The following is a 25,881-nucleotide window of genomic DNA, read 5'->3' as shown; positions in this document are numbered from 1 at the left end:
GTGAAGCTCCTGGATGACTCTTGATTATTATGTTGGCGTTGTTATGGCAAAATCATTCAGCTGGGCTTGTTGCCCGGATTCTGCAGGCGGAATTTTTCCTTCCGCTCGATTTGCACCACTTGGGCGTTGTGGACGGTGATTTCCACGGCGCCGAAGCGCAGGTCACGCAGCGCGCTCTGGATTTCGCGCAGAATGGTTGCTTCGTCCTGACCGTCGACGCTACGCAGAGATGCGCTCATGATCATGCTCCTTGGGTGAGAGTTGCCTTGAGCGCCATAGTAGATAGGCAGGGTTATACTTAAAAATACTATTTAAGAATGCCCATATAACCAAATTTCAAACCGTGGGACGCGGCCTGCGGCCGCTGCTACGGGGGCCACACTCAGGTATGTAGCAGCGGCCGAAGGCCGCGTCAGGCCCAACGCACATCCGCGGCCGGCACCGGCCGCCCGAACCAATACCCCTGCCCCAATTCGCACTGCTGCTCCAGCAGGAACTGCGCCTGTTCCGGCTGCTCGATGCCCTCGGCGTGCACCTGCATGCCCATGCTGCGCGCCAGGGCGATGATGACCCGGACGATGGCGCCATCGTCCTCGTCCAGGGGCAGGCCAGCGACGAAGCCCTGGTCGATTTTCAGCTTCTGCACCGGCAGGCGCTTGAGCCGCAGCAGCGACGAGTAGCCGGTGCCGAAGTCGTCGATGGAGAGGCGCAGGCCCAGCTCGCGCAGGCGGTGCATCTGCTCCAGCGCCGACTCGGGGTCTTCCATCACCGCGCTTTCGGTCACTTCCAGCTCCAGGCGCGCCGGGTCCAGGCCGGTTTCGGCAAGGATGCGTGCCACCTGCTGGTACAGGTCCTGGCGGCCAAACAGGCGGCTGGAGACGTTCACGGCGATAAAGTCCAGCGAATGCCCCTCGGCCTGCCACTGGCACATCTGCCGGCAGGCGTTGGTCATTACCCAGGCATCGATTTCGGCGATCAGGCCGCTGCGCTCGGCGATGGGGATGAACTCGCCTGGCGGAATCAGGCCACGCTCGGGGTGCAGCCAACGCACCAGCGCCTCGACACCCACCAGCTGGCCGCTGGCCAGGTCGTGCACCGGCTGGTAATGCACGCGCAGTTCTTCCTGGGCCAGGGCGCGGCGCAGTTCGGCGGTCATTTCCACGCGCTGCTGGGCGTGGGCGGTCAATTCTTCGGTGTACAGCGCGTAGCCGCCGCGGCCGTTGCCCTTGGCCTTGAACAGCGCCGAGTCGGCGTTGCGCAGCAGTTGCTCGGGGCCCAGGGCGTCATTGGGGAACAGGCTGATACCGATGCTGGCGCTAATGAACAGGGTGTGGCCGTCGAGCAGGAACGGCTGCTTGAGGCCGTCGATGATCGACTGCGCCAGCAGGGCCGCGTGGGCGGCCTGGGGCGAGTCTTCCAGGAGCACGGCGAACTCGTCGCCGCCCATGCGCGCCAGGGTCATGCCGTTGCCCAGCAGGCCCTGCAGGCGCTCGACCACGGCCTTGATCAGGTGGTCGCCGGTGGCGTGGCCGAGGCTGTCGTTGATGCTCTGGAAGTGGTCCAGGTCCAGCAGCAACAGCGCGCAGCCACGCTTGTTGGCCTGGGCGGCGGCCAGGGTCTGCTCGGCGCGGTCATGAAACAGCAGGCGGTTGGGCAGTTCGGTCAGCGGGTCGTGCTGGATGAGGTGCGCGCGCTCGCGTTCGGAATGCTTCAGCGCGCTGATGTCGGAGAACACCGCCACGTAGTGGCTGACGTGGCCGGCGTCGTTGGCAATGGCGCGGATGGTCTGCCACTGCGGGTAGATCTCGCCGCTCTTGCGCCGGTTCCAGATCTCGCCGCTCCAGCTGCCGGTCTGCTCCAGGCTGTGGAAAATCTGCCGGTAGAAGTCGATGCCATGGCGGCCGGACTTGAACTTGCTGGGGTTGTGACCCAGCACTTCGTCCTCGCGGTAGCCGGTGATGTCCATGAACGCGCGGTTGACGTGCACGATGCTGCCCAGCCGGCTGGTCACCAGCACCCCTTCCAGGGTGCTGTCGAACACCGCCGCGGCCATGCGCAGGCGCTCGCGCTGGATGCGCCCGGCGTCGCCCAGGCCGAACCAGCGCAGCAGCCTGGCGCGGGCCAGGAAGATCATGGCGGCGGTGGCCAGCACCCAGACATAGCCGTTGATCAGCTGCCAATGCAGCTGGCGCGCCGAATCATCGAAAAGGCTGCTCAATATTTGATCAGTCAGCACCAGCCAGATGACCGAGGCCAGCAGGTAGAGCAAGGCGGCCCGCAGGGCCCCGCGAGAAGTACCAGGCATAAAAATGGCGAAGCCCATACGAAAAGATTGGGATTATAAAGCAGAAACATTCAGCCACTCTTATCTAAAACCCGAGCTGGTTTTATCTGCTTACATGCCGATAATGCGACGTGCTTCTAATTTTTTCTTTGACGAGGGCCCTGCAGCCTATGTGGTACAACGGTTTTCTTGACCTGTCAGCCTGGCAATTGGTGGCGGTCACCCTGTTGATGACCCATGTGACGATTGTCAGTGTCACCATCTACCTTCACCGTTATTCCTCCCACCGTTCGCTGGAACTGAACGCCGGGCTCAAGCATTTCTTCCGTTTCTGGCTGTGGCTGACCACGGCGCAGAACACCCGCGAGTGGACCGCCATCCACCGCAAGCACCACGCCAAGTGCGAAACCGTCGATGACCCCCACAGCCCGGTGATCAAGGGCCTGGGCACGGTGCTGGGCCGCGGCGCAGAGCTGTACCGCGCCGAGGCGCAGAACGCCGAGACCCTGCGCATTTACGGCAAGAACTGCCCCGAGGACTGGATCGAGCGCAACCTGTACTCGCGCTACCGCCTGCTGGGCGTGTTCCTGATGCTGGCCATCGACCTGGCCTGCTTCGGCGTCATCGGCCTGACCGTGTGGGCCATCCAGATGATGTGGATTCCGTTCTGGGCCGCCGGCGTGGTCAACGGCCTGGGCCACGCGGTGGGCTACCGCAATTTCGAATGCCGTGACGCCGCCACCAACCTGGTGCCGTGGGGCATCATCATTGGCGGCGAAGAGCTGCACAACAACCATCACACCTACCCCAACTCGGCCAAGCTGTCGGTGCGCAAGTGGGAGTTCGACATGGGCTGGATGTGGATCCGCATCCTGTCGTTCATGCGCCTGGCCAAGGTGCAGCGCGTGGCGCCCATCGCCCACCGCGTCGAGGGCAAGGGCCACCTGGACATGGACACCGCCATGGCCATCCTCAACAACCGCTTCCAGATCATGGCCCAGTACCGCAAGCTGGTAATCGCGCCGCTGGTGACCCAGGAGCTGTCGCGCGTGGATGCCTCGGTGCGCCACCAGTTCCGCCGCGCCAAGCGCCTGCTGTCGCGCGAAACCAGCCTGCTGGACGACCGCCACCAGGCGCACATCCAGAGCATGCTGGAACACAGCCACGCGCTGAAGGTGATCTACGAGAAGCGCCTGGCGCTGCAACAGATCTGGGCCCGCACCAGCTCCAACGGCCACGACATGCTGGCCGCCATCAAGGACTGGGTGCACGAGGCCGAGGCCAGCGGTATCCAGTCGCTGCGTGATTTCGCCACCCAGCTCAAGACCTACTCGCTGCGCCCCGCCCACGCCTGACACCGTCCATCGGCGCGCCCCGGCAAGGGGCGTGCCGCTTGGAACTTCATTACAAAATATTAATCCTACGAATGATCGCCTACGCGGCGGGACCTGACGTGTGCGCATGCCAGGGCCCGGCCCCCGTGACATTCGAGATTTCGTGATGATGGTCAACAAACAACCACAGTCGCCGTCCTTCCCCCCGATGCCAGCCGCGGCCGAGACGCTGCTGGCACTGATGCACGCCCAGGGCGAGGTGGCCCGGCTGAGCGAACGCGAACAGCTGTTCAGCTCGTTGCTGGTCAGCGTCAACGCGGTGTTGTGGGCCTTCGACTGGGAAGCCCAGCGCATGATCTACGTCAGCCCCGCCTACGAGCGCATCTTCGGCCGCTCGGCCGGCCTGCTGCTGGCGGACTACAACGAGTGGCGCGACAGCATCTACCCCGACGACCTCGACTACGCCGAGCGCAGCCTCGCCGAGGTGCTGGAAAAGGGCGCGGTGGAAGACCGCGAGTACCGCATCATCGGCGCCGACGGGCAGATTCGCTGGCTCAGCGACAAGTGCTTCGTCAGCCAGCAGAACGACCCGGAGCAGCGGGTGATCGTGGTCGGCATCGCCGAGGACATCACCGAAAAGAAGCACCTGGAAGGCGAGCTACAGCGCCTGGCCACCACCGATGTGCTCACCCAGAGCAGCAACCGCCGGCACTTCTTCGAGTGCGCCCATCGCGAATTCGAGACCGCGCGCCTGCAGGAGTCGAACATCTCGTTCCTGCTGCTGGACATCGATGACTTCAAGATCATCAACGACACCTACGGCCACCAGGAAGGCGACGTGGTGCTGCAACGCATCGCCGAGACCGGCCGCGCCGTGCTGCGCCGGGGTGACCTGTTCGGGCGCATTGGCGGCGAAGAGTTCGCCGCGGTGTTCCCCGGCTGCTCGCCCGAGGTGGCGCAGCAGATCGCCGAGCGCCTGCAACGGGAGATCCAGCGCCTGAGCTTCAACCATGACGGCCAGGTGTACGGGGTTACCGTGAGCCAGGGCCTGACCGGCCGCAACGAGGACGACGAGCTGCTGGACAACCTGTTCGCCCGGGCGGACGCGGCCATGTACCAGGCCAAGCGCCAGGGCAAGAACCAGATCGTGGTGGGTTGAACGCGCACGACTGCCCGTAGCAGCTGCCGCCAGGCGGCGTCCGGGCATACCGCAGTGTTCCTGGTAAAACGCGGTGTCTGGGGACGCGGCCTTTGGCCGCTGCTACGGGTTAATTGCGGCGTAGGCGTGTCAGTTCTGGCAGGCTCATTTTCAGTAGGCGCGCGGTCTTGCCGTTGGCGATGGGCTCCAGGCTTTCTTCCGGGCCCAGGCGCGCCAGTTGCCCCGCCAGGTTCATGGCCAGCGTATCGCGCCCGTACACGCCACCACCCAGGTGGTAGATAGCCGCGATCAGCTCCCGCAGCTCGATCGGCAGGCGCCAGCGCGTACGCAGCGCCGAGCCGTAGGCCGCGCCAAACTCCTTCAGGGCCTTGTCCACCTGCCCCTCCTCCAGCACGCCGCCAGCCAGCCGCCACTCCTGCAGCGCGCGTAACAGCGCCAGGTCGCCCAGGCAATGCAGCAGGCCGGCGCAGTAGCAGCGCTCCTGGTCCACGTCGAGGTTGCGCGCCAGGGTGCGGGCGTACTCCGCCGCGTGCAGCGAATGGCTCCAGAACCGCTCGGCATGCTGCGACAGCTCGGGGTCTGACAGCCGCGCGCTGCGCTTGAGCGCCAGGCCCAGGATCAGGTTCATGCTCTGCGTGGCGCCCAGCTTCTGCAGCGCCTGCAGCAGCGTCTGCACCGGCGCGTCGCTGTGGTGAGCGGCGCTGTTGGCGGCCGCGATCAGCACTGCGGTGATCTGCGGGTCGGTGCGCACTTCCTCTTCCAGCTGCCGCAGGTTGAGGCCCTGGGGGTTGAGCGCACGCTTGATGGCCACCTGCACGTCGGCCATCAGCGGGCCGCCGTCGGAGTGCTGCCGGCGCTCTTCCAGGAACGGCTCCAGGCGCATGCCCGGGGCCAGCGCCGGAATCTCGCACACCACCTCCTGGCCCACAGCCAACAACAGGCCGTGCAGGCGTTCCTTGAGCGAGTCCATGTTCAAGGGCTTGGTCAGGTAGGCCGTTGGTGCCAGGGGCACGGCTTCACGCACGCTGGCCACGTCGCTGCGGTCGCTGATGAGAATGAACGGCAGGTTCTTGCGCTGGCTTTTCTGCCGCACGTTGCGCAGCAGGTCCAGGCCATCGACGCCGGGCAACTCGCGCGCGGCAATCACCAGGTCAGGCCGGCGCTGCAGCAACTGCAGGGCATCCTGGCCGTCGGTACACACATCCAGCTGCGCGTCACAGCGCACGCTCAACAACATTTGCGTCAGCAGGTCCCGGGTCCAGGGGTCTGCTTCGGCGATCAATACCCGCGGTATTGCCGGGCTATCCTGCGCACTCATGGCTATTACTCCGAAGGCCTTGCCTACAGGTTATCCAGACATTACGCGGGATGCCTTCGTTCAACGCAAAAAAAAACCCGCCGAAGCGGGTTTTTTTGTTCATCGCGTCACACTTTTACGCCAATTCGGCGAAGCACTCTTCGATGATGGCCAGGCCCTTGTCCAGCTGCTCGTCTGGCGAGGTCAGCGGAACCAGGATGCGCAGGACGTTGCCGTAGGTGCCGCACGACAGCAGGATCAGGCCCTTGTCGCGAGCCTTGGCAACCACCGCGGCCACGGCTGCGGCGTTCGGCTTGTGGTTGTCGGCGCCTTCGAACACTTCAACGGCAATCATGGCGCCCAGGGCACGCACGTCACCGATGATCGGGTGCTTGGCCTGAATGGCCTTCAGGCCGGTCACCAGGCGCTCGCCCACGGCCTTGCAGCGGTCGAGCAGGTTCTCTTCCTCGAACACTTCCATCACGGCCAGGGCCGCAGCGCAAGCGATCGGGCTACCGGCGTAGGTGCCGCCCAGGCCGCCGGGGGCGATGGCGTCCATGTACTCGGCCTTGCCGCACACGCCGGCCAGCGGGAAGCCGCCAGCGATGGACTTGGCGAAGGTGGTCAGGTCAGGCGCGACGCCCATCTGTTCCATGGCGAAGAAGGTGCCGGTACGGCCAGCGCCGGTCTGTACTTCGTCGGCGATCAGCAGGATGCCGTGCTGGTCGCACAGGGCGCGCAGGCGCACCATGAACTCTTTCGGCGCGACGTAGAAACCGCCTTCGCCCTGCACGGGCTCCAGGATGATGGCAGCGATGTCACGCGGCTCGGCATCGTTCTTGAACACGCGCTCGATGCTGGCGATCGAGTCGTCGATGCTCACACCGTGCAGTTCGTTCGGGTACAGGGCGCGGAACACGCCGCCTGGCATCAGGCCCATGCCGGCCGAGTAAGGCACGACTTTACCGGTCAGGCCCAGGGTCATCATGGTGCGGCCGTGGTAGGCGCCGGTGAAGGCGATCACGCCAGCGCGGCCAGTGGCGGCACGGGCGATCTTGACGGCGTTCTCTACCGCTTCGGAACCGGTGGTCACCAGCAGGGTTTTCTTGGCGAAGTCGCCCGGTACGCGAGCGTTGATCTTCTCGCACACTTCCACGTAAGGCTCGTAGGCCAGTACCTGGAAGCAGGTGTGGGTCAGCTTGTGCAGTTGAGCTTCAACGGCAGCAATGATTTTCGGGTGTACGTGACCGGTGTTCAGCACGGCGATACCGCCGGCGAAGTCGATGAACTCACGACCTTCAACGTCGGTTACGGTAGCGTTCTTCGCCGAGTCGGCAAAGATCGGGTGGATCTGACCAACGCCACGTGGAACGGCTGCCTGGCGGCGTTGCATCAAGGATTCGTTTGTCTTGCTCATGTTTTCCTCATTCACCGCTCATCGGGCGGCGTGGTTCAAGGATCAAGCAGCGGGGGTCAACGGCGACAGCATACGATGATCGACTGTCACGGCCTCCCGGCCACGAAAAGGGTGTTGCGGGTGCTGCATGAAAACCGCCGGGACGTCGCTCTCGCGCCCCGGCGGCTGGCTACCGCTGCGGATCAGACCGAAATGCAGAGGTATTTGATTTCCAGGTAGTCTTCGATGCCGTACTTGGAGCCTTCACGGCCCAGGCCCGACGCCTTGATGCCGCCGAACGGCGCCACTTCGTTGGAGATCAGGCCGGTGTTGATACCCACCATGCCGTATTCCAGGGCCTCGGCCACGCGGAACACGCGGCTCATGTCACGGGCGTAGAAGTACGACGCCAGGCCGAACTCGGTGTCGTTGGACATGGCGATCACTTCGGCTTCATCTTTGAAGCGGAACAGCGGCGCCAGCGGGCCGAAGGTTTCTTCCTTGGCCACGGCAGCGTTCTTCGGCACGTTGACCAGCACGGTCGGCTCGAAGAAGTTGCCTTCCATGGCGTTGCCGCCGGTCAGCACGGTAGCGCCTTTGCTCAGGGCGTCGGCGATGTGTTCCTTGACCTTGGCCACGGCCTTGTCATCGATCAGCGGGCCAGTGGTGGTGCCCTCTTCCAGACCGTTGCCGATCTTCAGTTTGTTCACGGCCACTTTCAGCTTCTCGGCGAACGCGTCGTAGACACCGTCCTGCACGTAGATGCGGTTGGCGCAGACGCAGGTCTGGCCGTTGTTGCGGTACTTGGAGATGATCGCGCCTTCGACGGCCTTATCCAGGTCAGCGTCGTCGAACACGATGAACGGCGCGTTGCCGCCCAGTTCCAGGGAGACCTTCTTAATGTCCTTGGCGCATTCGGACATCAGCTGGCGACCGATTTCGGTCGAGCCGGTGAACGAAAGCTTGCGTACGATCGGGTTGCCGGTCAGCTCGCTGCCGATGTCGCCGGCGCTGCCGGTGACTACGCTGAACACGCCTTTGGGGATGCCGGCGCGCTCGGCCAGTTCGGCCAGGGCCAGGGCCGAGAACGGGGTCTGCGAGGCAGGCTTGAGCACCATGGTGCAGCCAGCGGCCAGGGCCGGGCCGGCTTTACGGGTGATCATGGCGGCCGGGAAGTTCCACGGGGTGATGGCCGCGGTAACGCCGATTGGCTGCTTGATGACGATCAGGCGCTTGTCTGGCTGGTGGCCAGGGATGGTGTCGCCGTAGACGCGCTTGGCTTCTTCGGCGAACCACTCGATGAACGAGGCGGCGTAGGCGATTTCGCCCTTGGCTTCGGCCAGCGGCTTGCCTTGTTCCAGGGTCATCAGGCGAGCCAGGTCGTCCTGGTTCTCGATCATCAGTTCGAACCAGCGGCGCAGCTTGTTCGAGCGTTCCTTGGCGGTCAGTGCACGCCAGGCCGGCAGCGCCTTGTCGGCGGCTTCGATGGCGCGGCGGGTTTCAGCGGCGCCCATCTTTGGCACGGTACCCAGGATCTCTCCCGTGGCCGGGTTGTTGACCTTGATGGTCTGGCCGTTGTCCGCATCTGCCCACACACCATCGAGGTAGGCTTTCTGGCGGAACAACTGAGCGTCTTTGAGCTGCATGTCGGCTTCCTTAACAGCACCGTGCGCACACGGGGCAAATTGTTGATTGTTCGAAAGGCGTTCCTAGTGGAACTGCCGTCAGGAAATCATATGCCGGGCAAAACACCAAATGCGCACAGGATGTTACCCGTGCGAGCGCAGCACCGGACTGGGGGAGCGTTTGAAATCTCAAACGAATCCTAGGAGCAATGGGGGTAAAGGACAATAGGCTGTTCGGAAAAAAGAACAAAATTCCCCCCAACGGCACTCATTTCCGACTGGCGCAGCCCTTGGACCCGCCCCTGTGCGAAATCATCCACACGTCAGCGCAATAGACGCCCACCCCCGAGATGGGTATCATGGCGCCCGCTTGCACTTGTAGCTCAGCTGGATAGAGTACTGCCCTCCGAAGGCAGGGGTCGTGGGTTCGAATCCCGCCAAGTGCGCCATATAGATGAAAAAGCCCCAAGGTTTGCGCCTTGGGGCTTTTTTCGTTTTGGGATGGGGCGGGTTCGCGATCCGGCGCCGCAGGCAGATTACCAAGCTCTCTTCCCGGCATTACTCTTCGATACCGTCCTCACTGACAAGGCGAGCGGCAAATTCTCCAAACGAAGAACAAAGGGGCGTCTCAGCATGACGTTGGTTTTCTTCGAAGCCCAGGTCCGGGTCGAAACTGTCAAGGGCGTAAAAAGTCACCTGCCCGTTGCTCATGTTCAAGCAAAATAAGTTCCCACCCCAATCGTTGGCAAACGGAAGCAAATGCTCAGGCAACACACTTCTTTCTACCAACGAGTTGTAGCTTGCGAGAACGTCGCCTTTTGTGGAGACGCTTTCCCCTGCAACTTCTCGAAAAGCGGCCACTTCCATGGGCTCATCGCCCGTATTGCTGACCCAGTACGTTCTGGAGGGAACACCGCCGTTAAACGCTAGGTAGTGCTCACGAAAGGTCGGGGGGAAGCGGTAATTCAAAGTATTTTCGAACCGGTCAAAATCGCTAGGTTTCAACGGCTTTCCACATTGGCTAAAGTATATTTTTTCCATTCAATTTCCCTTTACCCACTGCGCGCCACACGGTGTGGCCGTCGGCTTCGGTAAGCTGCTGCGGCCGTGGCGGTGGTCTAGCAGACGAGGCAAGAGCGGCTCTCCACGTTCAGAGACTTTCACTTCCACGAAAATAAAAGCTTTGGGGATCAGCGAATTTTCCTACAGAAACTTCCTCCCGTTGCGACTTAAAAAATGTAGTCCTTCCTATTAAATTGCCCATCCTATTAATTTTTGGAGAGATACTAATGGGGTGGACAATGGAAACGAAATCAGTATCAGACAAGCTCGGCGTTGAGGCCCAGCGGCGGTGGGCTACATTCCAAAACGCAGTGCAAAACCTACAGCTACATCCACAAGAGGCGGCATCATTGGTCAAGGATGCCCGATTCAAATGCCTCAATACCAAATGCAACCAGTACCAGATCTTACTTAGCTGCACCGACCGAGCCATCTTCAGGCTGGACGAAAAGGCTCGGATAGTCAGAGTACTGCAGGTAGGCTGCTAGACAGGGATTGAAGCGCAAAATGCACATACACGGCTGATCATGGGCGCATGCCACATGGCTCGCCGGATGCAGGCCGCCAGACGCCTGCATCATGGGCCTGGGATTAGTGCGCCGGGCGCTGCTGCAAATAATCAGTCAGGAAATACTCCGGATTACCCTCGGACGCCAGTGCACTATCAGCCGCGACCTTGATGGATTGGGTTTCTCCCGGCAGGTAGACCTCTGCGTAACCGTCATCGACAATCAAGGCGATGAACCGCTTGCCATTGATCAGCGTTGAATAGCGCACGTCCTTGAACGTCTTCTCTACATCCATCTTCTGGATGCGCTTGTCCCAATCATTGTCGACACCCGTGATCTGCACCAGCGCCTGGTTGGCGGTGCGTTCGCCAACGCGCAACGTCCAGACCTGGACCCCTTGGGCGCTGCTGTAGGCATCGACCTTATTGGCGATGGGTGGGCGCGCAGTTTCAGCTACCGCCGCAGTGGCGCCGAGCAGCAAAAGGGCGAGGAGCGTGGCTAAATTCCATTTCTTCATAATCGTTCTATTCCTTGATGGGTGCAGGCGAATCGGTGCGAACGGGAGGCCAGGCTCCCAGGCACGCGGAGCACATGATACGTCATATTTCGCGGAACCTGGCTGCAGCCAACGGGCATGGCAATGTGCCAAAACCTCTTGCGGATCCAATTCAAAACTACCTAAACTCCGCGCCCTCGAAACTTACGCCTGCAGCCATCTTCGCGGTAGGCATCGCTTCAAGGGCCTGGCGCCAGACGCCAGCGACCCCAAGTAACACCCGGTCGAATGGTTCGATCAGGAAATTCCACAAGGAGTGGACATGAGCACCACCGAGCAACTGCAAACCCCTTCCGTCAGCCCGAAATGGCAAGAACGTTTCGCCTTCTTCGAGCAGCATGGCGCACCCAACGCTCCTGGCTTCAGAGACGCGCTCAAGGCCCTTCCCAAACCCAAACAACGCTTGATGACACTGAACATCGTCGCCTTCTTCTTCGGCGTGATTTATTTCTTCGTCCTGGGGCTGTGGAAGAAAAACCTTTCGCTGCTCGCCATCATCGTCGCCGTCAGTACCCTCATCGAGTTCGCGTTTTTTGCCGCCGGCCATCCCATGCCTCGCCCGCTCAACACTGGGCTGAACGTTGGCTTCGCCACCCTGTACTCATACTCCGCCAACTACGCCTACTACCTGAAAAAGGTGAAGGGCTCGCAAAGCTGGAATCCCTTTGAAGGCATGGGCTGGCGCTAAGCCTGCAGCTGCGCTTATTCGCCAGCGCAAGCCGCTGGCAATCATGGAAGACAATGGAGATACACGTGAAAAGCACCCCTATCCTGGCGGCCATGACGGCGGCACTCTGCCTCGCGTTGGCCGGCTGCGGCAACAACGAAAAACCCAAGGCTACCCAGGCACAACAGCAAGCAGCGGCGAACCAGCAAGAGACAGCAAAGTACAACCTGTACGTGGACGCAGCGAACCGCAGTGAAGACTTCGCCGACACCCTCAACAAGCACATCGAGCTGTACGCCAAGCCCCTCGCATCGGGTAAGCCGCTGGCAAACTACAGCATGTTTACCAGCTATTCGGTGATCAATGCACAGAAAGCACTGAAGAGCGCCCTGGCCCTGCAACCGCCGATGCCTGAACTGGATGGCCCAGCGACGGAAATGCTCACGGCCTTGGCAAAGCTTGCCCCCGTGCAGGCCGAATTGAACAGCTACGCCGACTCCAGCGGCTTCCTCGCCGACAACGGCAAGAAAGCCCGGGAGCTCGAACCTGCCTTCCAGGCGGCGATGCTTGATGTGGCCAAGGCGCAAGCCAAGTTCTACGACGGGATCAGCGCTCGCGACGAAATCAACACCAAGACCGCATTCGAGAACGCCCCGAAGGACACTACTGCCTACTATCGTGCCGGCGCCATTCTGTACTCGAAACAGGCTGCACGCCTGTCCACGCCATTCTTCGAGTCTGCTGGCGGCGCGCAGGAAACCGCCGCCTTCGAACAAAGCCTGAACCAGTCCGGCGACATGATCGAACAGTGGGACAAGAAACTGCGCGCCAGCAACCCCGCCGGTTGTTCAGCAATGATCCAGATCAACGACTTCCTCAGCCGTGGGCGCTCGGCGATCCGCAATGCCAAGCAGGGCCTCTACACACCACACGGCGACAAAATGATCTGGAAACTCACCAATCCGCTGCCCAGTGACGCGGCACAGTTCAACCGCGGCTTCGCCAATATGATCGAGGGCATCAACCAGAACGGCTGCGCCTGAAGCCGCCGGAAGCAGAAAGCCAGCCACTGGCTACCACCGCCACACTGGTGGTGCCGGTGGCCAGGCACGCGAACAATGGCGCGCGTAGCGGATAGTCGGGCAACAGCCAGGCAAGGATCAGCAGCCCAAGGCAGGCAGCCAGCACGTACCGCACGGCCCGCCCGGGAACCGCTACAGCCAGCAGGTTAACGGCCGCGACGGCGTAGAAAATCAGGTACGCCGCCATGCCGATATCCACGCCACGAGTGACAGTGCCTCCCCAGTGTCGGTACAGGCTGAAGCTCCAGCCCCAAAGCAAGGCGTACAACACGATAGCGCTGGCGTGGCAGCCCAGTTTGATAAGCAGGTCGCGTGGTGGCTGCATCAGGTGCCGTTGGCTCCGGGGGTTATGGGTAGGAGAAACATCGTGCTGCGGATTGGGGGTTGCCGGCTGGGGTACTAAGACAGGGGGCCCCGAGGCCTTACTAGCTGCAACCCAACGCTTGATCTGCATCACAGGCAACCTTGGCGGTGATTTGCTGAAGGCCATCCTTGCGAATGGCTTTGCACTTTATTTCCGCCACCCGCGCACCGGCTTGAGTAGTGACCGTTACCCCCGCGACCTTGGAATTACCAGGCGAGCCCTCGCCATCGTAATGGCTGTAAACCGAATAGGTATAGGAGCCATTGTCGAAGCTGATCTGGGAGTAATCCGTCTGATAGCGGAAATAATGGTTACTCCGGAACTTCCCCAGCGATTGTTTAAGTTGCGCCGGGTAAATCAGTTCCGGGCTTGGACCCCGACCGAAGCGGTACTGCAAACCGGTAAGTTCGCCATCTGCGTCGTAACCGCCACACATCACGATCTGTTTGCCACCACGGGTGTCACACTGGAACAGAGCAACACTGTCGACGCATAGGTTCGCCGGGGCGTCCGATAAGGTGTTTGCCGGTAAAGGAGAGCACGAGCTGATGTCATGGCACGGCACCTGCTGATCGGTACCGGTATTGGGCATCAGCAGCTCAGCCAACATACCGTAATCCATGAGCTGGAAAGGCTCGCTCTCATCACCACGGGCGACCTCAAGGGCCACAGGCGTGGTGAGCGATGATCGGTCATAGACCAGGTAGACAGGCTGGCGGCCCAGGCTGCGGCTGCGTGCGCCTAGGCTGATCCGTGTCTCGGGCCATTGAGTGGTGAGTTCACCTATCGAAGCGTATACCCGTATCACCTCAACTCCCCGAAGGTTCGCATCGACCACACGAACTGGCCTCCCCGGGTCATCGCCCCCCCCTCGAAACACATTCGGTTGAAGTTGCTTGCGCCATTGTTCCTCGAAGCTCGACAGCAGATCGGTATAGCCTGAGTTCAACGGTGCCTCGAGCCCGCACACTGCTTTGGCAATCAGGGCACCAGTCATTCCATCCCGGATAGAGGCATAGATACAATCGACCACCAGGCCCGCCTTATTATGAGCCAATGTGAAGTACGCCTCGTAGGGGTGCCCTGAAGCGACGGCATCATAGTGCAAAGCTGCACGGCCATTGAATCTCACCAACGTCCGGGTGTTCTCGCCTTGTGTGCCGAGCACATCCTTGACCAACGCGGCGCCCCCATCCCAAGATGCTTTCAAGATCCCATCAGGCATTGCCCAATACTGGCCGGAACGGTAGGCGCCCAGCCCTTTTACCGTTATTGCAGCGGCATGGGCAGTGGAACCCGCTAGGGCCAGCAATATTACAAAGCACCGTGTTGCAAAACGCACTCAAACACCTCCCAGATTATTTTCACGTTGTTGCGTGGTATTCATTTTCTGCGGGTTGACGCCGTTCGCGCTGAAGTCGGCAAGCCGCGTGCAACAAGCGATACGGGCAACTTCGACGTTCTGCGGGGCCGCCGCGGAATGTGGCAGCGCAGGTAGCTGTTCGCGCCACGGCTCCTCCCAACTGGCAATGCGGTACAGCACCCAGTCCGCTACCTGCGGGTCCCAGCGGAAGCTGTACTCCATCTGCTGGGCCAGGTGTACGTGGAAGTCGAGCATCAAGCTGAAGCGGTCGGGGAAGTCGCCTGGCACCAACCCACCGTCACCAAACTCGAACAACCTGGAGCTGCTTTGGCCTGTGGCAGTGCGGGTGACAGTCAGGCGTGACAACTCGTCGGTCTCGGCGTGCTGTTGGTAGGTGTAGGTGCCCGCGCTTGAGGCGCTGCCCGCCTGGGCACCGGTCACGGCGCAGGCACCCACTAGCAGGGCGAGCAACAACCTCATGGCGTGAACTCGACCGCAGTGTTGGCAGGGGGCCTAGCCAGGCGTTCGGCGACCCTGGCAGGGACTCTGCCAGCGTCACCTTTGCGCACCATGGCTTGGCGATAATCGGCGTAAAAGCGCTTGGCCAGGCCTTGCTGCCCCACGGCCCAATACGAGTCGGCGATGTTCAGTTTCAACCGAACCCGGTCAAGGGCGATGCTGGACAAGCGCCGGTAGATGTCGAGCGCCAAAGCATGTTGGCCGCCCTGGGCGAGGTAAAAACCGATGTCGTTATACGCCGCGACGTTCTTCTCCGGGGGGTAGCAGGCCATGTACGAACCGACGCCGGCAAACAGCAAATACAGAGCGCTTTCCGTCCGCCCTTTTTCCGAACCAAACGTACGTGCCTGCGCGACGAACTGCCCTGGCGGCTGAAGCCCGTCTTTAAAATCCCAGATGGCACCCTCTGATGTTTTCCACCGATTACCGTCCCAACGACCGTCACACTGGTTGATGGAGGCGCTGGCCAGCACGCATCCCGTGTCCATGGAAACCGCATCGCAGGCGTTCTGTTCGGAGTTCACCGGCGGCTCGCCTGGTGGGTAAACGAGGCCAAACGCCTTGCGCTCGATCAGGACGGTTTTTTTGTCTGGCGACAAATAGCCAGTGTCCGTTTCAGTCACGGTGCCGTCATTCGCGTCACCGGGTGCACCGGCAAGAAAGTACATCCGCAACGGAGCGCCGGCGCCATGAAACTCCAGCGTGCGCCACCCACCAAAGTGCTCATCCCAGTGGCTGAACTCCAGCCGGTGCCCGGCAATGCCGGTAATCGTCGCAGGGAATGGGTCGGCTGGGCTGGAGGCGTACGCGGGGCCGGCCATTACGGTGGCCGCCAGGGTGCAGATAAAGGGCAAGGCAAAGGCAGTTCTGAAAGTCATGGTGACGGCAGCGAAGTCCTTGTCGCGGGTTGCGCAGTATAAAGGAGGCCGGGGGGCGGCGGGGCCTGTGCCGCGCCAGAGGTTTCGACCGAGGTCAACAAAGCGAGATTGGTTTGAATATTGCTGGCTATGCCTGTCATAGACTCAACATCCAGCAATACCCTCACAGAGCACCCAACCTCGGATTTCTTTATTTTTCTTGGTCACGTAGCGTATCGACACCCAGCCTGCAGAGAACTTTTCCTGCAAAACCCGGTCCCCTTTAATCAGGTACATACCCGTGTCCCCCGACGTGGATTGCATGGAATAGATAGGTACCTTAGCGCCGACGGTTCGTGTAATTGGTACCCCGGGGGCCCACTGGCGATAACTGGCACGGGTTAACTGCCGCAGAATGTCTTTCCGTGTCTTGAATGGGTAAGTATAAACATGACTCTCAACATTGCCGCGAAACTTAATGATATCGGCGCCACTTCCGAAGTACTCACTAAGTGCTTTATCCTGAACAAAGCTACCGTTGTCTCGACGGTAGGCCAGCACCGTATAATAGTCGCTGCCTAAACTGACCCCGCCGCTCGCTCGAAAGGCGACGCTGTGAATTAAAAACAGTTCTTGCTCGCCCTCACTGGTATTAGCCATGAAGGCATCTTGTATCTGCCCAGCATCAGCGATGTATGGCAACCGCTCGACGAATTTTAGCGCTCCCGTTGAACTGTTCAGGAAGCTTATGCTCAGCCCCATGTCTGGATGTGGGGAGCCCTCTTGTTCCAAAACCGGCTTCATCCCGAACACGACCGTTCCCCCCGGGACTGCAAGTGGAGGGAATGGGGGGCTTTGCGCATCGGCATACCCGACACCCGAACTAATGAGGCCGGCTAAAAAAACGAATACCTTCGGGATATGCAAAAGACTTGTGTAAAGCTTCCTCATTGGCAATTACCTTTCCAGATATATCAATCTCATCACGCCACCGTCAAAATCATAATACCTGGTATAAAAACCAACCGGTACCTCCTTGCCATTTTGGTCTTTCTCTGTACCCTGCCCGACACCCGCAACTATAACCAGCCTGCTATCTGCTCGCGTACTGAAGTCAAAATTGTGCTCTTCGTCTTCATCGCTTACCAAGTACGCGTCGGGAAAGCCTGCAACCACTTTTCCTGTCTGCACATCGAGGATCTCGGCGCACATTGTCCCACCTCCACAATCCATGGAGTATGCAACGTAGTGCCCCGCCAGGTTAGGTTTATGCTGTGCCATTTTCTCTCTAGCACTTTCCCATATTGGGTTTGCTTTGGAGGCACTTACGTAAGCATGATTGGATACAGCCCGATCAGCCCGAACCGAATAGCTTTTAAAGACTGGAATGTGCTCTTCTGCATACACTGACGTAGACCAATTAAAGGAGACCAGTATAAAAACAAGAAAATATCGAACGTACGCCACCATTTATTTTCACTCATCTAAAGCCACTACCGCTTGGTTAAGCGGTAGTTTATGCATACAGTAGCAAAAGCGGGACACGCCTGAACGTGCCCCGCAGCAGAATAATCAAACTAGTCCACTACAGACTTCATGCACTTAAGATCCGAAACACTAACCGCTCTAGGGTGATAGAGAAATTGCTCATCTCGCCCCTATGCCAACCACTCTTCCACCGACATGCCTCTACCGCAAGCAACCACCAAGACTACCTCGCATCTACAACCTCTTTAATGTAGCGCTTAATAGAAGATGCATCTTTATAATTAAATTTTATCACCTCACCCTCTTGGTAGCCATCCATACCAAACAAAGAGTCGTCATTACTTATCTCTTTATTTGGAACAATTTCGTCATTCACACCACGGCTGTAGGCGAAAACATGGTAGAGCCTTCCATAAGTACCGCCCCCCCTACTATTCACCCCCCACGAGACCAGAACAACGACATGTTTTTTACCCCTAATAGGGTAAGAAAATACAGAATCAACGGTAAGCCCCGTCCCACCATCGTCATAGGCATCTACTCGCCTACGTATCCGCCCCCCGTCCTTATTAGTGCTTTCCAATATGAGGGCTAACGTTTTATGAGCCTCATTGATCTTTTCCACCCAGAGCTTACCACTGGGAAATACATCCGTCTTGAACGGCCCTTGAACAATATCGCCAAATGCTGCAACTGAATCAGCCCGGACACCAACTGCCTTAAGTGAAAATAAAGCAACCCCAATGAAGAGCGCAGTTTTCAACCATTTCATACCGTTACCCCCATCACGCCTGCGACCGCCTGAAATCTTTTACTATGACTACCCACATACTCTGCCCCTCCATAACCAAATTACTATTTTTCACGCTCATCGACTCGCCGAGGGACTTTGAGTTTATTGCCGCCTGAAATCATAGCCTTCTTGTATGCTTGTCAGCGCTGATCATTTTGTTATTAACCAATAGAACATGCAGATATTAATAGAGGTTAAAAAGCCCTCATTAGTTTTCATTGACATCTGCATGGAGCCATTCCGGCTCGCCCAATAAACCATTAGAATCACATTACCCGCAACCCAATCAATTCAACGTTTTTAAGTAATTTTTGATAGCAGCTGCATTTTTGTATAAAAACGACTGGGGCGAGCCTTCTTGATAACCCTCGATTCCCGTCATATGTTTGTCGAATCGAATTTTATTATTTGGTACCAGGCCACCGCCCCCGGGCTCATAAGCGTAAACCTGATAGTAATCGCCATAAGTACCTAACCCACGACTGGTAAGCTCCCACGAAACCAAAACAATCACATTTCTCACCCCCCTTACAGGGTAAAAAAATACGGTATCCACTTTAGGAGGTGAGCCTGCCACATCATACTTATCTACAAGCTTCCGAGTTTTTTTACCTGTGCCATCGGTGATATCCAACACCAACGAAACGGGATATTCTCTGTCGTCGGTGGAAAGCACAGACACCTCCCCACCCTGAACCATGTCGATCTTGAAAGGCCCTTGAATCGTGGGGCCGTTAACATAATAGCCATCCTCATGCGCAAAACACGCAACAGAGAAGCACAACGGCAAAATAAAACATAACTCTTTATAGAAATTCTTCATTTCACCCCAAGTAATGCTGCCAGTTGCATTTTTTATGAGAGACGGTAGGCATTGAATATCGGCATTTTATTGACCCTCTGCAAGACACCTACCGTCGGACAGAGCAGGCTTAACACTTTTATTACCATCTACATACCAGTCAGACAGCAGTGAACTTTCACAGTAAGTCGATTTACCCTTATCATAATAAAACGCCACTAATTCATCCGCCATTGCGCCCTGACTTGGAGAGAACAGTTTTATCTTAAATAGTAAATCAGGGAAATTGCTTCCTCTCGCGAAAGAAGCGGCAGGCCTACTACTAAATTCGCACGGAGCCCCATTAAATAGTGAGTAAGCCTTGTCAGAACTCAACACATAGATAGAACAGTTTTTCACTGAGTCCACAAAGGAAATAGCGCTCACATAGATCCCTCCCACCTTAACCGTCCCACCCGGGAAAAACCGGACGTCTCCAGCCCTCATCTCACTATCCGTAGCAACCCTAGCGACCATTGGTGCAGGAAGCATCGAGAGGTAGGAGATCGTTTCGGCCGAACACACATAAGGGACTGAGCCAGAAAGCATGAGCCCGAACAATGATGGTAGTTTTTTCATGCAGATCCACATCAAATCAAGTAAATACTTGAAGCCATGAAGTTTCACCTCTCGCCGACCAAGTTGCAGGATTCCGGACTCATTGAACCAAGTTGGAAAATTTCAATCGGCGACACAATCTCGATATAAGCCGCATCGCCGCACTTAAAATTCTCGAGCACTGAAACCACAGCAAGAAAAGCGGCTCCCGGCAAACTCACTTCAAGCGCCCCGTAACTCTTCGAAGTATTCTTGCAGCCGCCTCGCCTGCATCTGATAGCCCAACCGTGCCCTAGCGAACTATTCGCACCCTCTGCCCCTGTCCCCCTAAACCAAATCACTACTTTTCGCGCTCATCAACTCGCTGAGGGACTTTAAGCTGATTGCCCGTTGCAACCATAGCTTTCTTGTATCCTTGGTAGAATTTCCGAGCTTCGTTTTTTTGATCTGTAGCCCACAGTGAATCAGCCATATTAAGTTTTAACGGAATCCTATCTGGCGCGACTTTCAGCAAGCTCTTATAAAGCTCAATTGCAACCCTATGATCTCCACTCTCAGATAGATAAAAACCAATATCATTGAGAGCCGCCACATTTTTTTCCGGAGGGTAACAAGATAAATAAGACCCGACCCCCATATACATATACATAGTCAGAATATCAGGACGCTGTTCTACAGAGGCAGCCTTAAACGCTGCGCTCAGTTTTTGGGGCGACATCGGCAAGTCCACAATCTTTAGAGCCGACCCATCTTGAAGTCTCCAGGCACCTTCATTCCACGACCCAACGCATTGTTCAGCATCACCGGAATACTGCACACAACCGGTATCCATTGAAATAGCGTCACAGGATGTATGCTCAGAATTGAACTCTTGGCCAGAACCATTATCAACCAGGCCGAAAACCGTTCGTTGCACCATCATAACTCGTCCATCCGGAGACAACATATTCCTGCGACTGGACGAAACTACCCCCGCCCCAGGGGCACTTCTGGATTCGGGCAAATCGTAAATCTGAAAATTAACATCGCCCTTCTCAAATACCACACTTGCCCACCCTCCATGTTTATCATCCCAATGGCTAAAACGTAAAGTGCTACCATTCACTCCGTTAAATTCGTTTGGCTGCTCAGCAGCCCCCACGAGGGCAGTCCAAAATACCGCCCATAAAAAAACAATCACATTAAACATTAAGAGCCGCCTTTAATTTGTTAAAACGAAGAACACCATCAGTCATATTACCCCTACCATGACCATAAACATTAACTATTTCCGCCTCATAAGCGGCGTGACTATCCCCCCAAGAGTCAACATTTCTACTCACCGCCGGATGCGCACTAAAGAATGAGTCGAGTGCACTTTTTAGGCTATATACTACATTATTCGGCCGATTCACCAACTCGTCCAGAGCTGTTGCACGCCCGAGCACTCCCTTGAACAACTCACCGATTGTGAAATCATAACCAATAGGCTTTTGAGCAAGAACCGCCCTGAGCTGTTCTACGAAGTCTGTTATTTGTAGACGCACATAGTTTGGCTTCGCGATAGCACAAGCCATCACCGCGACAGGCTTGCAGCTTATGACGCTCAAAAATGTAGCTTGGGAGCATCCCTCTCTAATTTTTTGTGTTATTTTTTCCAGTTCAAGACGTTCGCCACCAGCATAACTATCATGCTGATAGTACAACTTCGGGATATCAGAATCAGGATCCAACCGCCAGCCTTGTTTTTCAAACAGCTCCTCATATTCATCAGGATGCATCTTTTTAAATTTATTAATCTGCGTAGGTAATTGTCCCTTCCCGGTAGGTGCTATCGTCTTTTGCATTGCCCCCGCAGTTAATATCTGATCATCATATGACTGAACTGAGCTGATTGCCCCCTCGTTCTCGCACATCACGTCAATGATACGTTTTTCCTCCGCAGTAGCTCCTCCGCTCGCCAAAACACTATTCCATAAAGGCGAGTCTCGCAGTTTATCAGTCCCCCAGTGGGCAGGCCCGTAATGAGTCCCCCATCTTGTAACCTTAACTTGCGCATTGCATGTACATTCTTTTTGCAATGCCACAAAGTTTGTCAGCACTGCCAAAGCGTTCAGGTGGTATGCCTTCCCTTCCGCCTCCACCCCCTCCTTCCCCGCTAAATCCCCCCACCACGCCAACCCCTCAATCCGCTTCTTCTCCGCCACCCAATTCACATTAGGCTGCGCAGCCGTATGCCCCATCAACGTATCCAGCGCATCCCATTTGTCCGCCTTGTACAACCACTCACTCTCATACTTCGTCACCAGCTGCGAAATCGACTGTGCAAACCATGGCTTCGCCAGGGCTGCGCGGATTTCCGTGCCGGTGAGCTTGTTGTCGTGGTCGGTGTCGATGATCTCGTACAGGCGCGACTTGGCGGGGCCGCTGATGGAAGCCGAGACGTTGGACGCGTAGGTAGCTTTCTCCTCCTCCGTCAGTGCATCGAGCGCATGAAGGTACGCAGCCAGGTGGTCGGCGTTGCTGCCGGTTTCTTCGATGAAGTCGAAGCCTTCCCACTCCCACGGGTTGTGGCGCGGGGTCATGATGTCCTGTTCGCGCAGCCAGCCACTGATGGGGTTGCCCTGGGCATCGCCCAACAGGCCCTCGATGTGCCACCAGAGCGTGGGGGCAGTGGTGCTTTGGGAGGTGTCCTTGATCTTCTTTTCAGCCGGCATGGCTTCCAGCACGCTCACGGGGATGATCAGATCATAGCCAACCACCACATGGGGGTCGCTGACTTTGGGCGGGTTGGTGGCGCTGATGTCGGCGCGGTGGGTGATGAGATTGGTGTTCTTGTAGATATGCAGCAGGTTTTTCTGGTCGGCCGGTAGCGCTGCGGCTTTGCTGCGGCTTGTGGCGACAAAGGCCTGGGCATCCTCACAACTGAACACTTCGATGTGCACCAGGTTGCGCGGCGCGCCCTCGTCGTGGCTTTGGTACTTGCCGGCGTAGCCGATGGTTGCCCCAGCGCTGATGGTCACCGGGGTATCGAGTACCACCACGCTGCCCATGGCCTTGGGTTCGCTCTTGGCTTCCAGGGACGGTAGCCACACGTAACCTGGCACATTGCCAGTGGCATCGGCAGTGAGTGCCGGCATGGGGGTGCCACTGATTATTTGCGTCAGTTTGCGGTATTTGCCTGAAGCCCCGGCTTCGCTGATGGTCAGCTCGGTACCGGCGGGAAGCACGGAAATCACGCTGCCGCTGGCCGCAGCCGTACTGCGTACGTTCAGCCCCTTGGCGGCGCCTGCAGGGGTGTCCTTTGCTTGCTCGCCGATCAGGTACTGGTCGTTGCCCTGGCTGGTCATCTCGTTCTTGTAGACCCAGCCGCTGCCTTCGGCCAAGCCACTGGCAGCTGGCGATACGCTGGCGATTTTCAGCCATTTGCCATCGGTGCTCGCCTCGCCCGTAGTCACCGTCGTGCCGCGTGGCAGTGTGGTGAGTATCTGGTCATAGCCCTCGCTGCCTTTCGGTGCAGCACGTACGTTGAGGCCCTGGATTTTGTCGGCGACATCCGCCTTGACGCGGTACGTACCACCACTCCAGTAAGATGGCCTGGCCAGCGAGGGCGTGGCGTTGTAGCCCGCCATATCCACCAGGTGCATATACAGGCTGAAGAACGTCAAGGTGGGCCCCGCAGTGGGCGCAGGCGCAGGGGTTCCTCCGGCCGGTGTGGCGGGTGCTGGAGGCGCAGGCACTTCCAGCACATGCTTTACCAGCACGAACCCCGTCGAGGCCACCGCGTTACGGTCGGCGTAGGCCGTAACCGGGTAGGCTTCGTCGATGCGATAAGCGATGACCTGGCCATCGGCGATGCAACGCACTTCGCTGTGCTCCGAAACCAGCCCGGTGGCTTCGTCAAAGTGCACGCCGCCATGCCACAAGCCGTTGCCACCCAACGGGTAGTAGCCGTCCTTGGCCTTGGCCAAGGCAGCGTAATACTGCTGCGGATCGGTGGCTTCAACACCACCTACCTTGAACGGATACGCCCACTTTTTGACTTTTACTGGTTCTGTCATTTCTTTCGTTACCTGATCCTGTATGGCTGGCGGTCAGCCCGAGAACTTCACCATGCGCACGGGCTTGGCCGTGGTCTTTTCAATCGGCGCATTCACCAACGCCGTCTCCGGCACCTGCCCCGCCTTATCCGCATCCGCCGCCCCCGGCAGCACCGGCGGCTTGATACCAATACCGGTACCACTCCCCGCCGAACCGCCGGCGTTTGCCAGAATCTGCGGGCCCACCATAGTGATACCGCCGGCATCCAGCTTGATAAAGCTGCCGCCCGCTTTCACGGTCAGTTCCAGCCCGGCCTCGATGACGATCTTTTCCCCGGCCTTGAGATGAATTTCGGTGCCGGCATCCACCAGTTGTGCAACGCCCAGCTTCACGTGTTGGTTGTTGCCTACCGTAAGGTGGTCGTCCACTTTCACTTCGCCCTTGCGGTCGGCGAAGGTGGTGCGGTGTTCCTCGGCCTTGAATTCGCTGTAGCTGTTGGCTTCCACGGTGTCGTGACGCTCGTTGCCGACGCGGATCTTCTGGTCGTTCTCGATGTTTTCGTCCCAGTTGCGCTGGGCGTGGACGAAGATCTGTTCCTGGCCTTTCTTGTCCTCGATGCGCAGCTCGTTATAGCCGCCACCACCGGGGCTGCTCAGGGTCTTGAAGACGCTGCGGGTCTTGTTCGCCGGCAGGTCGTAGGGCACCTTGTTTTCGGCGTGGTACAGGCAGCCGGTAACCAGCGGCTGGTCGGGGTCGCCTTCCAGGAAGCTGACCAGCACTTCCATGCCCACCCGCGGGATGGCCACGCCGCCATAGCGTTCGCCGGCCCAGCTGGACGATACGCGCAGCCAGCAGCTGGTCTTGTCGTCGGCCTGGCCCTCACGGTCCCAGAAGAACTGCACTTTCACGCGGCCGTACGCGTCGCAATAAATCTCTTCGCCCTTGGGGCCGGTGACCACGGCGCTCTGGCTGCCCAGCACGCGGGGCTTGGGGTGGGCCAGGGGGGGGCGGTAGAACACGTCCCAGGGGGTGGCAAAGAAATGGTTGCGATAGCCCTGGTGGAAGTCGTCCTTGTTGTTGGTGACGTCGCTGGTGACGGACTCTTCCAGCACCTGGGGCTGCTTGCCCTCATGGAAGACTTCGGTCAGCAGCCACAGGGCGTTCCATTCCTGCCGGGGGTGCTCGGACATGGCCATGAAGTGGCCGCTGACCAGGCGGGTCTCGTCGCCCTTGCCTTCGGCCAATTGGTAGTCGGCGCGGTGGCGTTCCAGGGCACGCTGGCTCAGTTGCTTGCCACGGGTACGGTCGATGAAGCGGCCCGGGTAGTCGTAGTCTTCCAGGTCTGGCTCCTGGCTGGCTGGCTGCGTGGGCTTGTAGGCCGACTCCATCAGCAGGCGCGGCTTCTCGAAGTTGTAGTCGCGGCGGGTGACACGGCTGGTACGGGTTTCCAGGCGCACCTTGAAGCGCTTGATCACCGGCTCGTCGGCAACCATGCCGGTGTCCTGCACGTAGGCGGTGGGCTGGCCGAGCTTGGGGAAGAAGGTCTGGTCGTCACCAAATACCAACAGATGGCCGTCGCTGCTGTGCTCGAAGTGGTAGTGCACGCCCTCTTCTTCGCACAGCCGCTGAATGAAATGCAGGTCGCTCTCGTCGTACTGCACGCAGTACTCACGGTCAGGGCACGGGGTGCCCAGGTTGAATCGGTAGGCATCGCTCTGGATGCCATGTTCCTCCAGGATCTGCGCGATGATCCTGGGGGCGCTCATCTGCTGGAAGATGCGCTGGTTGGTGCGGTGCGCCAGGTACGCCAGGTGCGGCACCAGCACGATGCGGTAGCGGTGCAGGCGCTTGCCCGCGTCGCCCTGGGCCACCTGGTAGACCTGCCCGTGGATACCATGGCCGGCTGGGTCGTAGGCCAGGAACGCCTCTTTGTGCAGGATGGTTTCCAGGTCGATGTCGGAGCGCTCGCTGACCAGCTCCACCTCGAAGCGGTACGGCCGGCTGATGCCTTCGCTGCCCGTGAACTCGAGCACCTTGAAGTCCACGTCGGCGCCGTCGATGCTCAGGCTGAAGTGGGTTTCGTTGCTGGGGTTGAACATTGGTGTCT

The 25,881-nt window shown here is 58.5% G+C and carries 23 protein-coding genes and 1 tRNA gene; 5 read left to right on the top strand and 19 right to left on the bottom strand.

What is annotated here, in order from left to right:
- Nucleotides 1-56: 56 nt before the first annotated feature.
- On the bottom strand, nt 57-239 hold the full coding sequence (oscA, locus tag AC0Z2B_RS09545; RefSeq protein WP_007941032.1) for a sulfur starvation response protein OscA: 183 nt from the start codon (nt 237-239) through the stop codon (nt 57-59).
- A gap of 173 nt (nt 240-412) precedes the next feature.
- A complete protein-coding gene (dibA, locus tag AC0Z2B_RS09540; protein WP_476296310.1) occupies nt 413-2,305 on the bottom strand; it encodes a phosphodiesterase DibA in 1,893 nt (630 codons plus the stop codon).
- A gap of 149 nt (nt 2,306-2,454) precedes the next feature.
- Between dibA and desA the strand changes: the two genes are divergently transcribed.
- Together desA and AC0Z2B_RS09530 are read left to right on the top strand one after the other, a co-directional pair.
- Nucleotides 2,455-3,639, top strand: coding sequence for a delta-9 fatty acid desaturase DesA (desA, locus tag AC0Z2B_RS09535; RefSeq protein WP_416421563.1), 1,185 nt, complete (start codon nt 2,455-2,457; stop codon nt 3,637-3,639).
- A gap of 148 nt (nt 3,640-3,787) precedes the next feature.
- Nucleotides 3,788-4,777, top strand: coding sequence for a diguanylate cyclase (locus AC0Z2B_RS09530; RefSeq protein ID WP_473006917.1), 990 nt, complete (start codon nt 3,788-3,790; stop codon nt 4,775-4,777).
- A gap of 109 nt (nt 4,778-4,886) precedes the next feature.
- On the opposite strand, the gene AC0Z2B_RS09525 is transcribed toward AC0Z2B_RS09530, so the two are convergent.
- The 3 genes from AC0Z2B_RS09525 to gabD all read right to left on the bottom strand — a co-directional run bounded on the left by AC0Z2B_RS09525 (nt 4,887) and on the right by gabD (nt 9,116).
- Nucleotides 4,887-6,095: an HDOD domain-containing protein gene (locus AC0Z2B_RS09525; RefSeq protein WP_416421564.1), complete on the bottom strand. Its 1,209-nt coding sequence runs from the start codon at nt 6,093-6,095 to the stop codon at nt 4,887-4,889.
- 115 nt (nt 6,096-6,210) lie between these two features.
- Entirely contained in the window at nt 6,211-7,491 is a 1,281-nt protein-coding gene (gene gabT, locus AC0Z2B_RS09520) for a 4-aminobutyrate--2-oxoglutarate transaminase (RefSeq protein WP_416421565.1), read from the bottom strand.
- Between the two features lie 182 nt (nt 7,492-7,673).
- Entirely contained in the window at nt 7,674-9,116 is a 1,443-nt protein-coding gene (gene gabD, locus AC0Z2B_RS09515) for an NADP-dependent succinate-semialdehyde dehydrogenase (protein WP_416421566.1), read from the bottom strand.
- A 351-nt stretch (nt 9,117-9,467) separates the two neighbouring features.
- On the opposite strand from gabD, the gene AC0Z2B_RS09510 reads away from it, so the two are divergent.
- Nucleotides 9,468-9,544: transfer RNA gene (locus AC0Z2B_RS09510), tRNA-Arg, on the top strand.
- 109 nt (nt 9,545-9,653) lie between these two features.
- On the opposite strand, the gene AC0Z2B_RS09505 is transcribed toward AC0Z2B_RS09510, so the two are convergent.
- Together AC0Z2B_RS09505 and AC0Z2B_RS09500 are read right to left on the bottom strand one after the other, a co-directional pair.
- Nucleotides 9,654-10,136, bottom strand: coding sequence for an SMI1/KNR4 family protein (locus AC0Z2B_RS09505; RefSeq protein WP_476296307.1), 483 nt, complete (start codon nt 10,134-10,136; stop codon nt 9,654-9,656).
- Nucleotides 10,137-10,748: 612 nt separating this feature from the next.
- Entirely contained in the window at nt 10,749-11,183 is a 435-nt protein-coding gene (locus tag AC0Z2B_RS09500; RefSeq protein ID WP_476296305.1) for a hypothetical protein, read from the bottom strand.
- Nucleotides 11,184-11,484: 301 nt separating this feature from the next.
- Between AC0Z2B_RS09500 and AC0Z2B_RS09495 the strand changes: the two genes are divergently transcribed.
- Nucleotides 11,485-11,910 carry a DUF2628 domain-containing protein gene (locus AC0Z2B_RS09495; RefSeq protein WP_476296303.1) on the top strand — a complete coding sequence of 142 codons (426 nt, stop codon included), beginning with the start codon at nt 11,485-11,487 and terminating at the stop codon, nt 11,908-11,910.
- A gap of 65 nt (nt 11,911-11,975) precedes the next feature.
- Entirely contained in the window at nt 11,976-12,932 is a 957-nt protein-coding gene (locus AC0Z2B_RS09490) for a DUF3829 domain-containing protein (RefSeq protein WP_476296301.1), read from the top strand.
- Here AC0Z2B_RS09490 and AC0Z2B_RS09485 read toward each other — a convergent pair.
- The 12 genes from AC0Z2B_RS09485 to AC0Z2B_RS09430 form a co-directional block, all read right to left on the bottom strand.
- Nucleotides 12,910-13,296 carry a hypothetical protein gene (locus tag AC0Z2B_RS09485; RefSeq protein WP_476296299.1) on the bottom strand — a complete coding sequence of 129 codons (387 nt, stop codon included), beginning with the start codon at nt 13,294-13,296 and terminating at the stop codon, nt 12,910-12,912. The genes AC0Z2B_RS09490 and AC0Z2B_RS09485 overlap by 23 nt on opposite strands.
- A gap of 100 nt (nt 13,297-13,396) precedes the next feature.
- On the bottom strand, nt 13,397-14,677 hold the full coding sequence (locus tag AC0Z2B_RS09480; RefSeq protein ID WP_476296297.1) for a hypothetical protein: 1,281 nt from the start codon (nt 14,675-14,677) through the stop codon (nt 13,397-13,399).
- Nucleotides 14,678-15,178 (bottom strand): hypothetical protein, encoded by a 501-nt coding sequence (locus tag AC0Z2B_RS09475; RefSeq protein ID WP_476296295.1) that lies wholly within the window; start codon nt 15,176-15,178, stop codon nt 14,678-14,680.
- On the bottom strand, nt 15,175-16,095 hold the full coding sequence (locus AC0Z2B_RS09470) for a tetratricopeptide repeat protein (RefSeq protein ID WP_476296293.1): 921 nt from the start codon (nt 16,093-16,095) through the stop codon (nt 15,175-15,177). Before AC0Z2B_RS09470 ends, AC0Z2B_RS09475 begins: the two co-directional genes overlap by 4 nt.
- A gap of 144 nt (nt 16,096-16,239) precedes the next feature.
- A complete protein-coding gene (locus AC0Z2B_RS09465; RefSeq protein WP_476296291.1) occupies nt 16,240-17,025 on the bottom strand; it encodes a hypothetical protein in 786 nt (261 codons plus the stop codon).
- A gap of 6 nt (nt 17,026-17,031) precedes the next feature.
- Entirely contained in the window at nt 17,032-17,355 is a 324-nt protein-coding gene (locus tag AC0Z2B_RS09460; RefSeq protein ID WP_476296290.1) for a hypothetical protein, read from the bottom strand.
- Between the two features lie 430 nt (nt 17,356-17,785).
- Nucleotides 17,786-18,334: a hypothetical protein gene (locus tag AC0Z2B_RS09455; protein WP_476296288.1), complete on the bottom strand. Its 549-nt coding sequence runs from the start codon at nt 18,332-18,334 to the stop codon at nt 17,786-17,788.
- 307 nt (nt 18,335-18,641) lie between these two features.
- Nucleotides 18,642-19,178 (bottom strand): hypothetical protein, encoded by a 537-nt coding sequence (locus AC0Z2B_RS09450; RefSeq protein ID WP_476296286.1) that lies wholly within the window; start codon nt 19,176-19,178, stop codon nt 18,642-18,644.
- 66 nt (nt 19,179-19,244) lie between these two features.
- A complete protein-coding gene (locus AC0Z2B_RS09445; RefSeq protein WP_476296284.1) occupies nt 19,245-19,775 on the bottom strand; it encodes a hypothetical protein in 531 nt (176 codons plus the stop codon).
- Nucleotides 19,776-20,094: 319 nt separating this feature from the next.
- Nucleotides 20,095-20,943 carry a tetratricopeptide repeat protein gene (locus AC0Z2B_RS09440; RefSeq protein WP_476296282.1) on the bottom strand — a complete coding sequence of 283 codons (849 nt, stop codon included), beginning with the start codon at nt 20,941-20,943 and terminating at the stop codon, nt 20,095-20,097.
- Complete coding sequence (locus tag AC0Z2B_RS09435) at nt 20,936-23,794, bottom strand: hypothetical protein (protein ID WP_476296280.1); 2,859 nt, start codon at nt 23,792-23,794, stop codon at nt 20,936-20,938. Before AC0Z2B_RS09435 ends, AC0Z2B_RS09440 begins: the two co-directional genes overlap by 8 nt.
- Nucleotides 23,795-23,827: 33 nt before the next feature.
- On the bottom strand, nt 23,828-25,873 hold the full coding sequence (locus AC0Z2B_RS09430) for a type VI secretion system Vgr family protein (protein WP_476296278.1): 2,046 nt from the start codon (nt 25,871-25,873) through the stop codon (nt 23,828-23,830).
- Between the last annotated feature and the right edge of the window lie 8 nt (nt 25,874-25,881).

The sequence above is a fragment of the Pseudomonas sp. GYB4201 genome (assembly GCF_056312595.1).
This window is presented reverse-complemented; position numbering and strand designations above follow the sequence as displayed.

What these genes read in the sequence shown, in the direction of transcription:
- AC0Z2B_RS09445 (WP_476296284.1), bottom strand. Translation starts at nt 19,775, where the DNA reads ATGAAAAAACTACCATCATTGTTCGGGCTCATGCTTTCTGGCTCAGTC.
- AC0Z2B_RS09465 (WP_476296291.1), bottom strand. Translation starts at nt 17,025, where the DNA reads ATGAGGAAGCTTTACACAAGTCTTTTGCATATCCCGAAGGTATTCGTT.
- AC0Z2B_RS09485 (WP_476296299.1), bottom strand. Translation starts at nt 13,296, where the DNA reads ATGCAGCCACCACGCGACCTGCTTATCAAACTGGGCTGCCACGCCAGC.
- gabT (WP_416421565.1), bottom strand. Translation starts at nt 7,491, where the DNA reads ATGAGCAAGACAAACGAATCCTTGATGCAACGCCGCCAGGCAGCCGTT.
- desA (WP_416421563.1), top strand. Translation starts at nt 2,455, where the DNA reads ATGTGGTACAACGGTTTTCTTGACCTGTCAGCCTGGCAATTGGTGGCG.
- AC0Z2B_RS09430 (WP_476296278.1), bottom strand. Translation starts at nt 25,873, where the DNA reads ATGTTCAACCCCAGCAACGAAACCCACTTCAGCCTGAGCATCGACGGC.
- oscA (WP_007941032.1), bottom strand. Translation starts at nt 239, where the DNA reads ATGAGCGCATCTCTGCGTAGCGTCGACGGTCAGGACGAAGCAACCATT.
- AC0Z2B_RS09455 (WP_476296288.1), bottom strand. Translation starts at nt 18,334, where the DNA reads ATGAAATGGTTGAAAACTGCGCTCTTCATTGGGGTTGCTTTATTTTCA.
- dibA (WP_476296310.1), bottom strand. Translation starts at nt 2,305, where the DNA reads ATGCCTGGTACTTCTCGCGGGGCCCTGCGGGCCGCCTTGCTCTACCTG.
- AC0Z2B_RS09460 (WP_476296290.1), bottom strand. Translation starts at nt 17,355, where the DNA reads ATGGCACAGCATAAACCTAACCTGGCGGGGCACTACGTTGCATACTCC.
- AC0Z2B_RS09530 (WP_473006917.1), top strand. Translation starts at nt 3,788, where the DNA reads ATGGTCAACAAACAACCACAGTCGCCGTCCTTCCCCCCGATGCCAGCC.
- AC0Z2B_RS09495 (WP_476296303.1), top strand. Translation starts at nt 11,485, where the DNA reads ATGAGCACCACCGAGCAACTGCAAACCCCTTCCGTCAGCCCGAAATGG.
- AC0Z2B_RS09470 (WP_476296293.1), bottom strand. Translation starts at nt 16,095, where the DNA reads ATGACTTTCAGAACTGCCTTTGCCTTGCCCTTTATCTGCACCCTGGCG.
- AC0Z2B_RS09500 (WP_476296305.1), bottom strand. Translation starts at nt 11,183, where the DNA reads ATGAAGAAATGGAATTTAGCCACGCTCCTCGCCCTTTTGCTGCTCGGC.
- AC0Z2B_RS09440 (WP_476296282.1), bottom strand. Translation starts at nt 20,943, where the DNA reads ATGTTTAATGTGATTGTTTTTTTATGGGCGGTATTTTGGACTGCCCTC.
- AC0Z2B_RS09505 (WP_476296307.1), bottom strand. Translation starts at nt 10,136, where the DNA reads ATGGAAAAAATATACTTTAGCCAATGTGGAAAGCCGTTGAAACCTAGC.
- AC0Z2B_RS09435 (WP_476296280.1), bottom strand. Translation starts at nt 23,794, where the DNA reads ATGACAGAACCAGTAAAAGTCAAAAAGTGGGCGTATCCGTTCAAGGTA.
- AC0Z2B_RS09475 (WP_476296295.1), bottom strand. Translation starts at nt 15,178, where the DNA reads ATGAGGTTGTTGCTCGCCCTGCTAGTGGGTGCCTGCGCCGTGACCGGT.
- AC0Z2B_RS09525 (WP_416421564.1), bottom strand. Translation starts at nt 6,095, where the DNA reads ATGAGTGCGCAGGATAGCCCGGCAATACCGCGGGTATTGATCGCCGAA.
- AC0Z2B_RS09450 (WP_476296286.1), bottom strand. Translation starts at nt 19,178, where the DNA reads ATGAAGAATTTCTATAAAGAGTTATGTTTTATTTTGCCGTTGTGCTTC.
- gabD (WP_416421566.1), bottom strand. Translation starts at nt 9,116, where the DNA reads ATGCAGCTCAAAGACGCTCAGTTGTTCCGCCAGAAAGCCTACCTCGAT.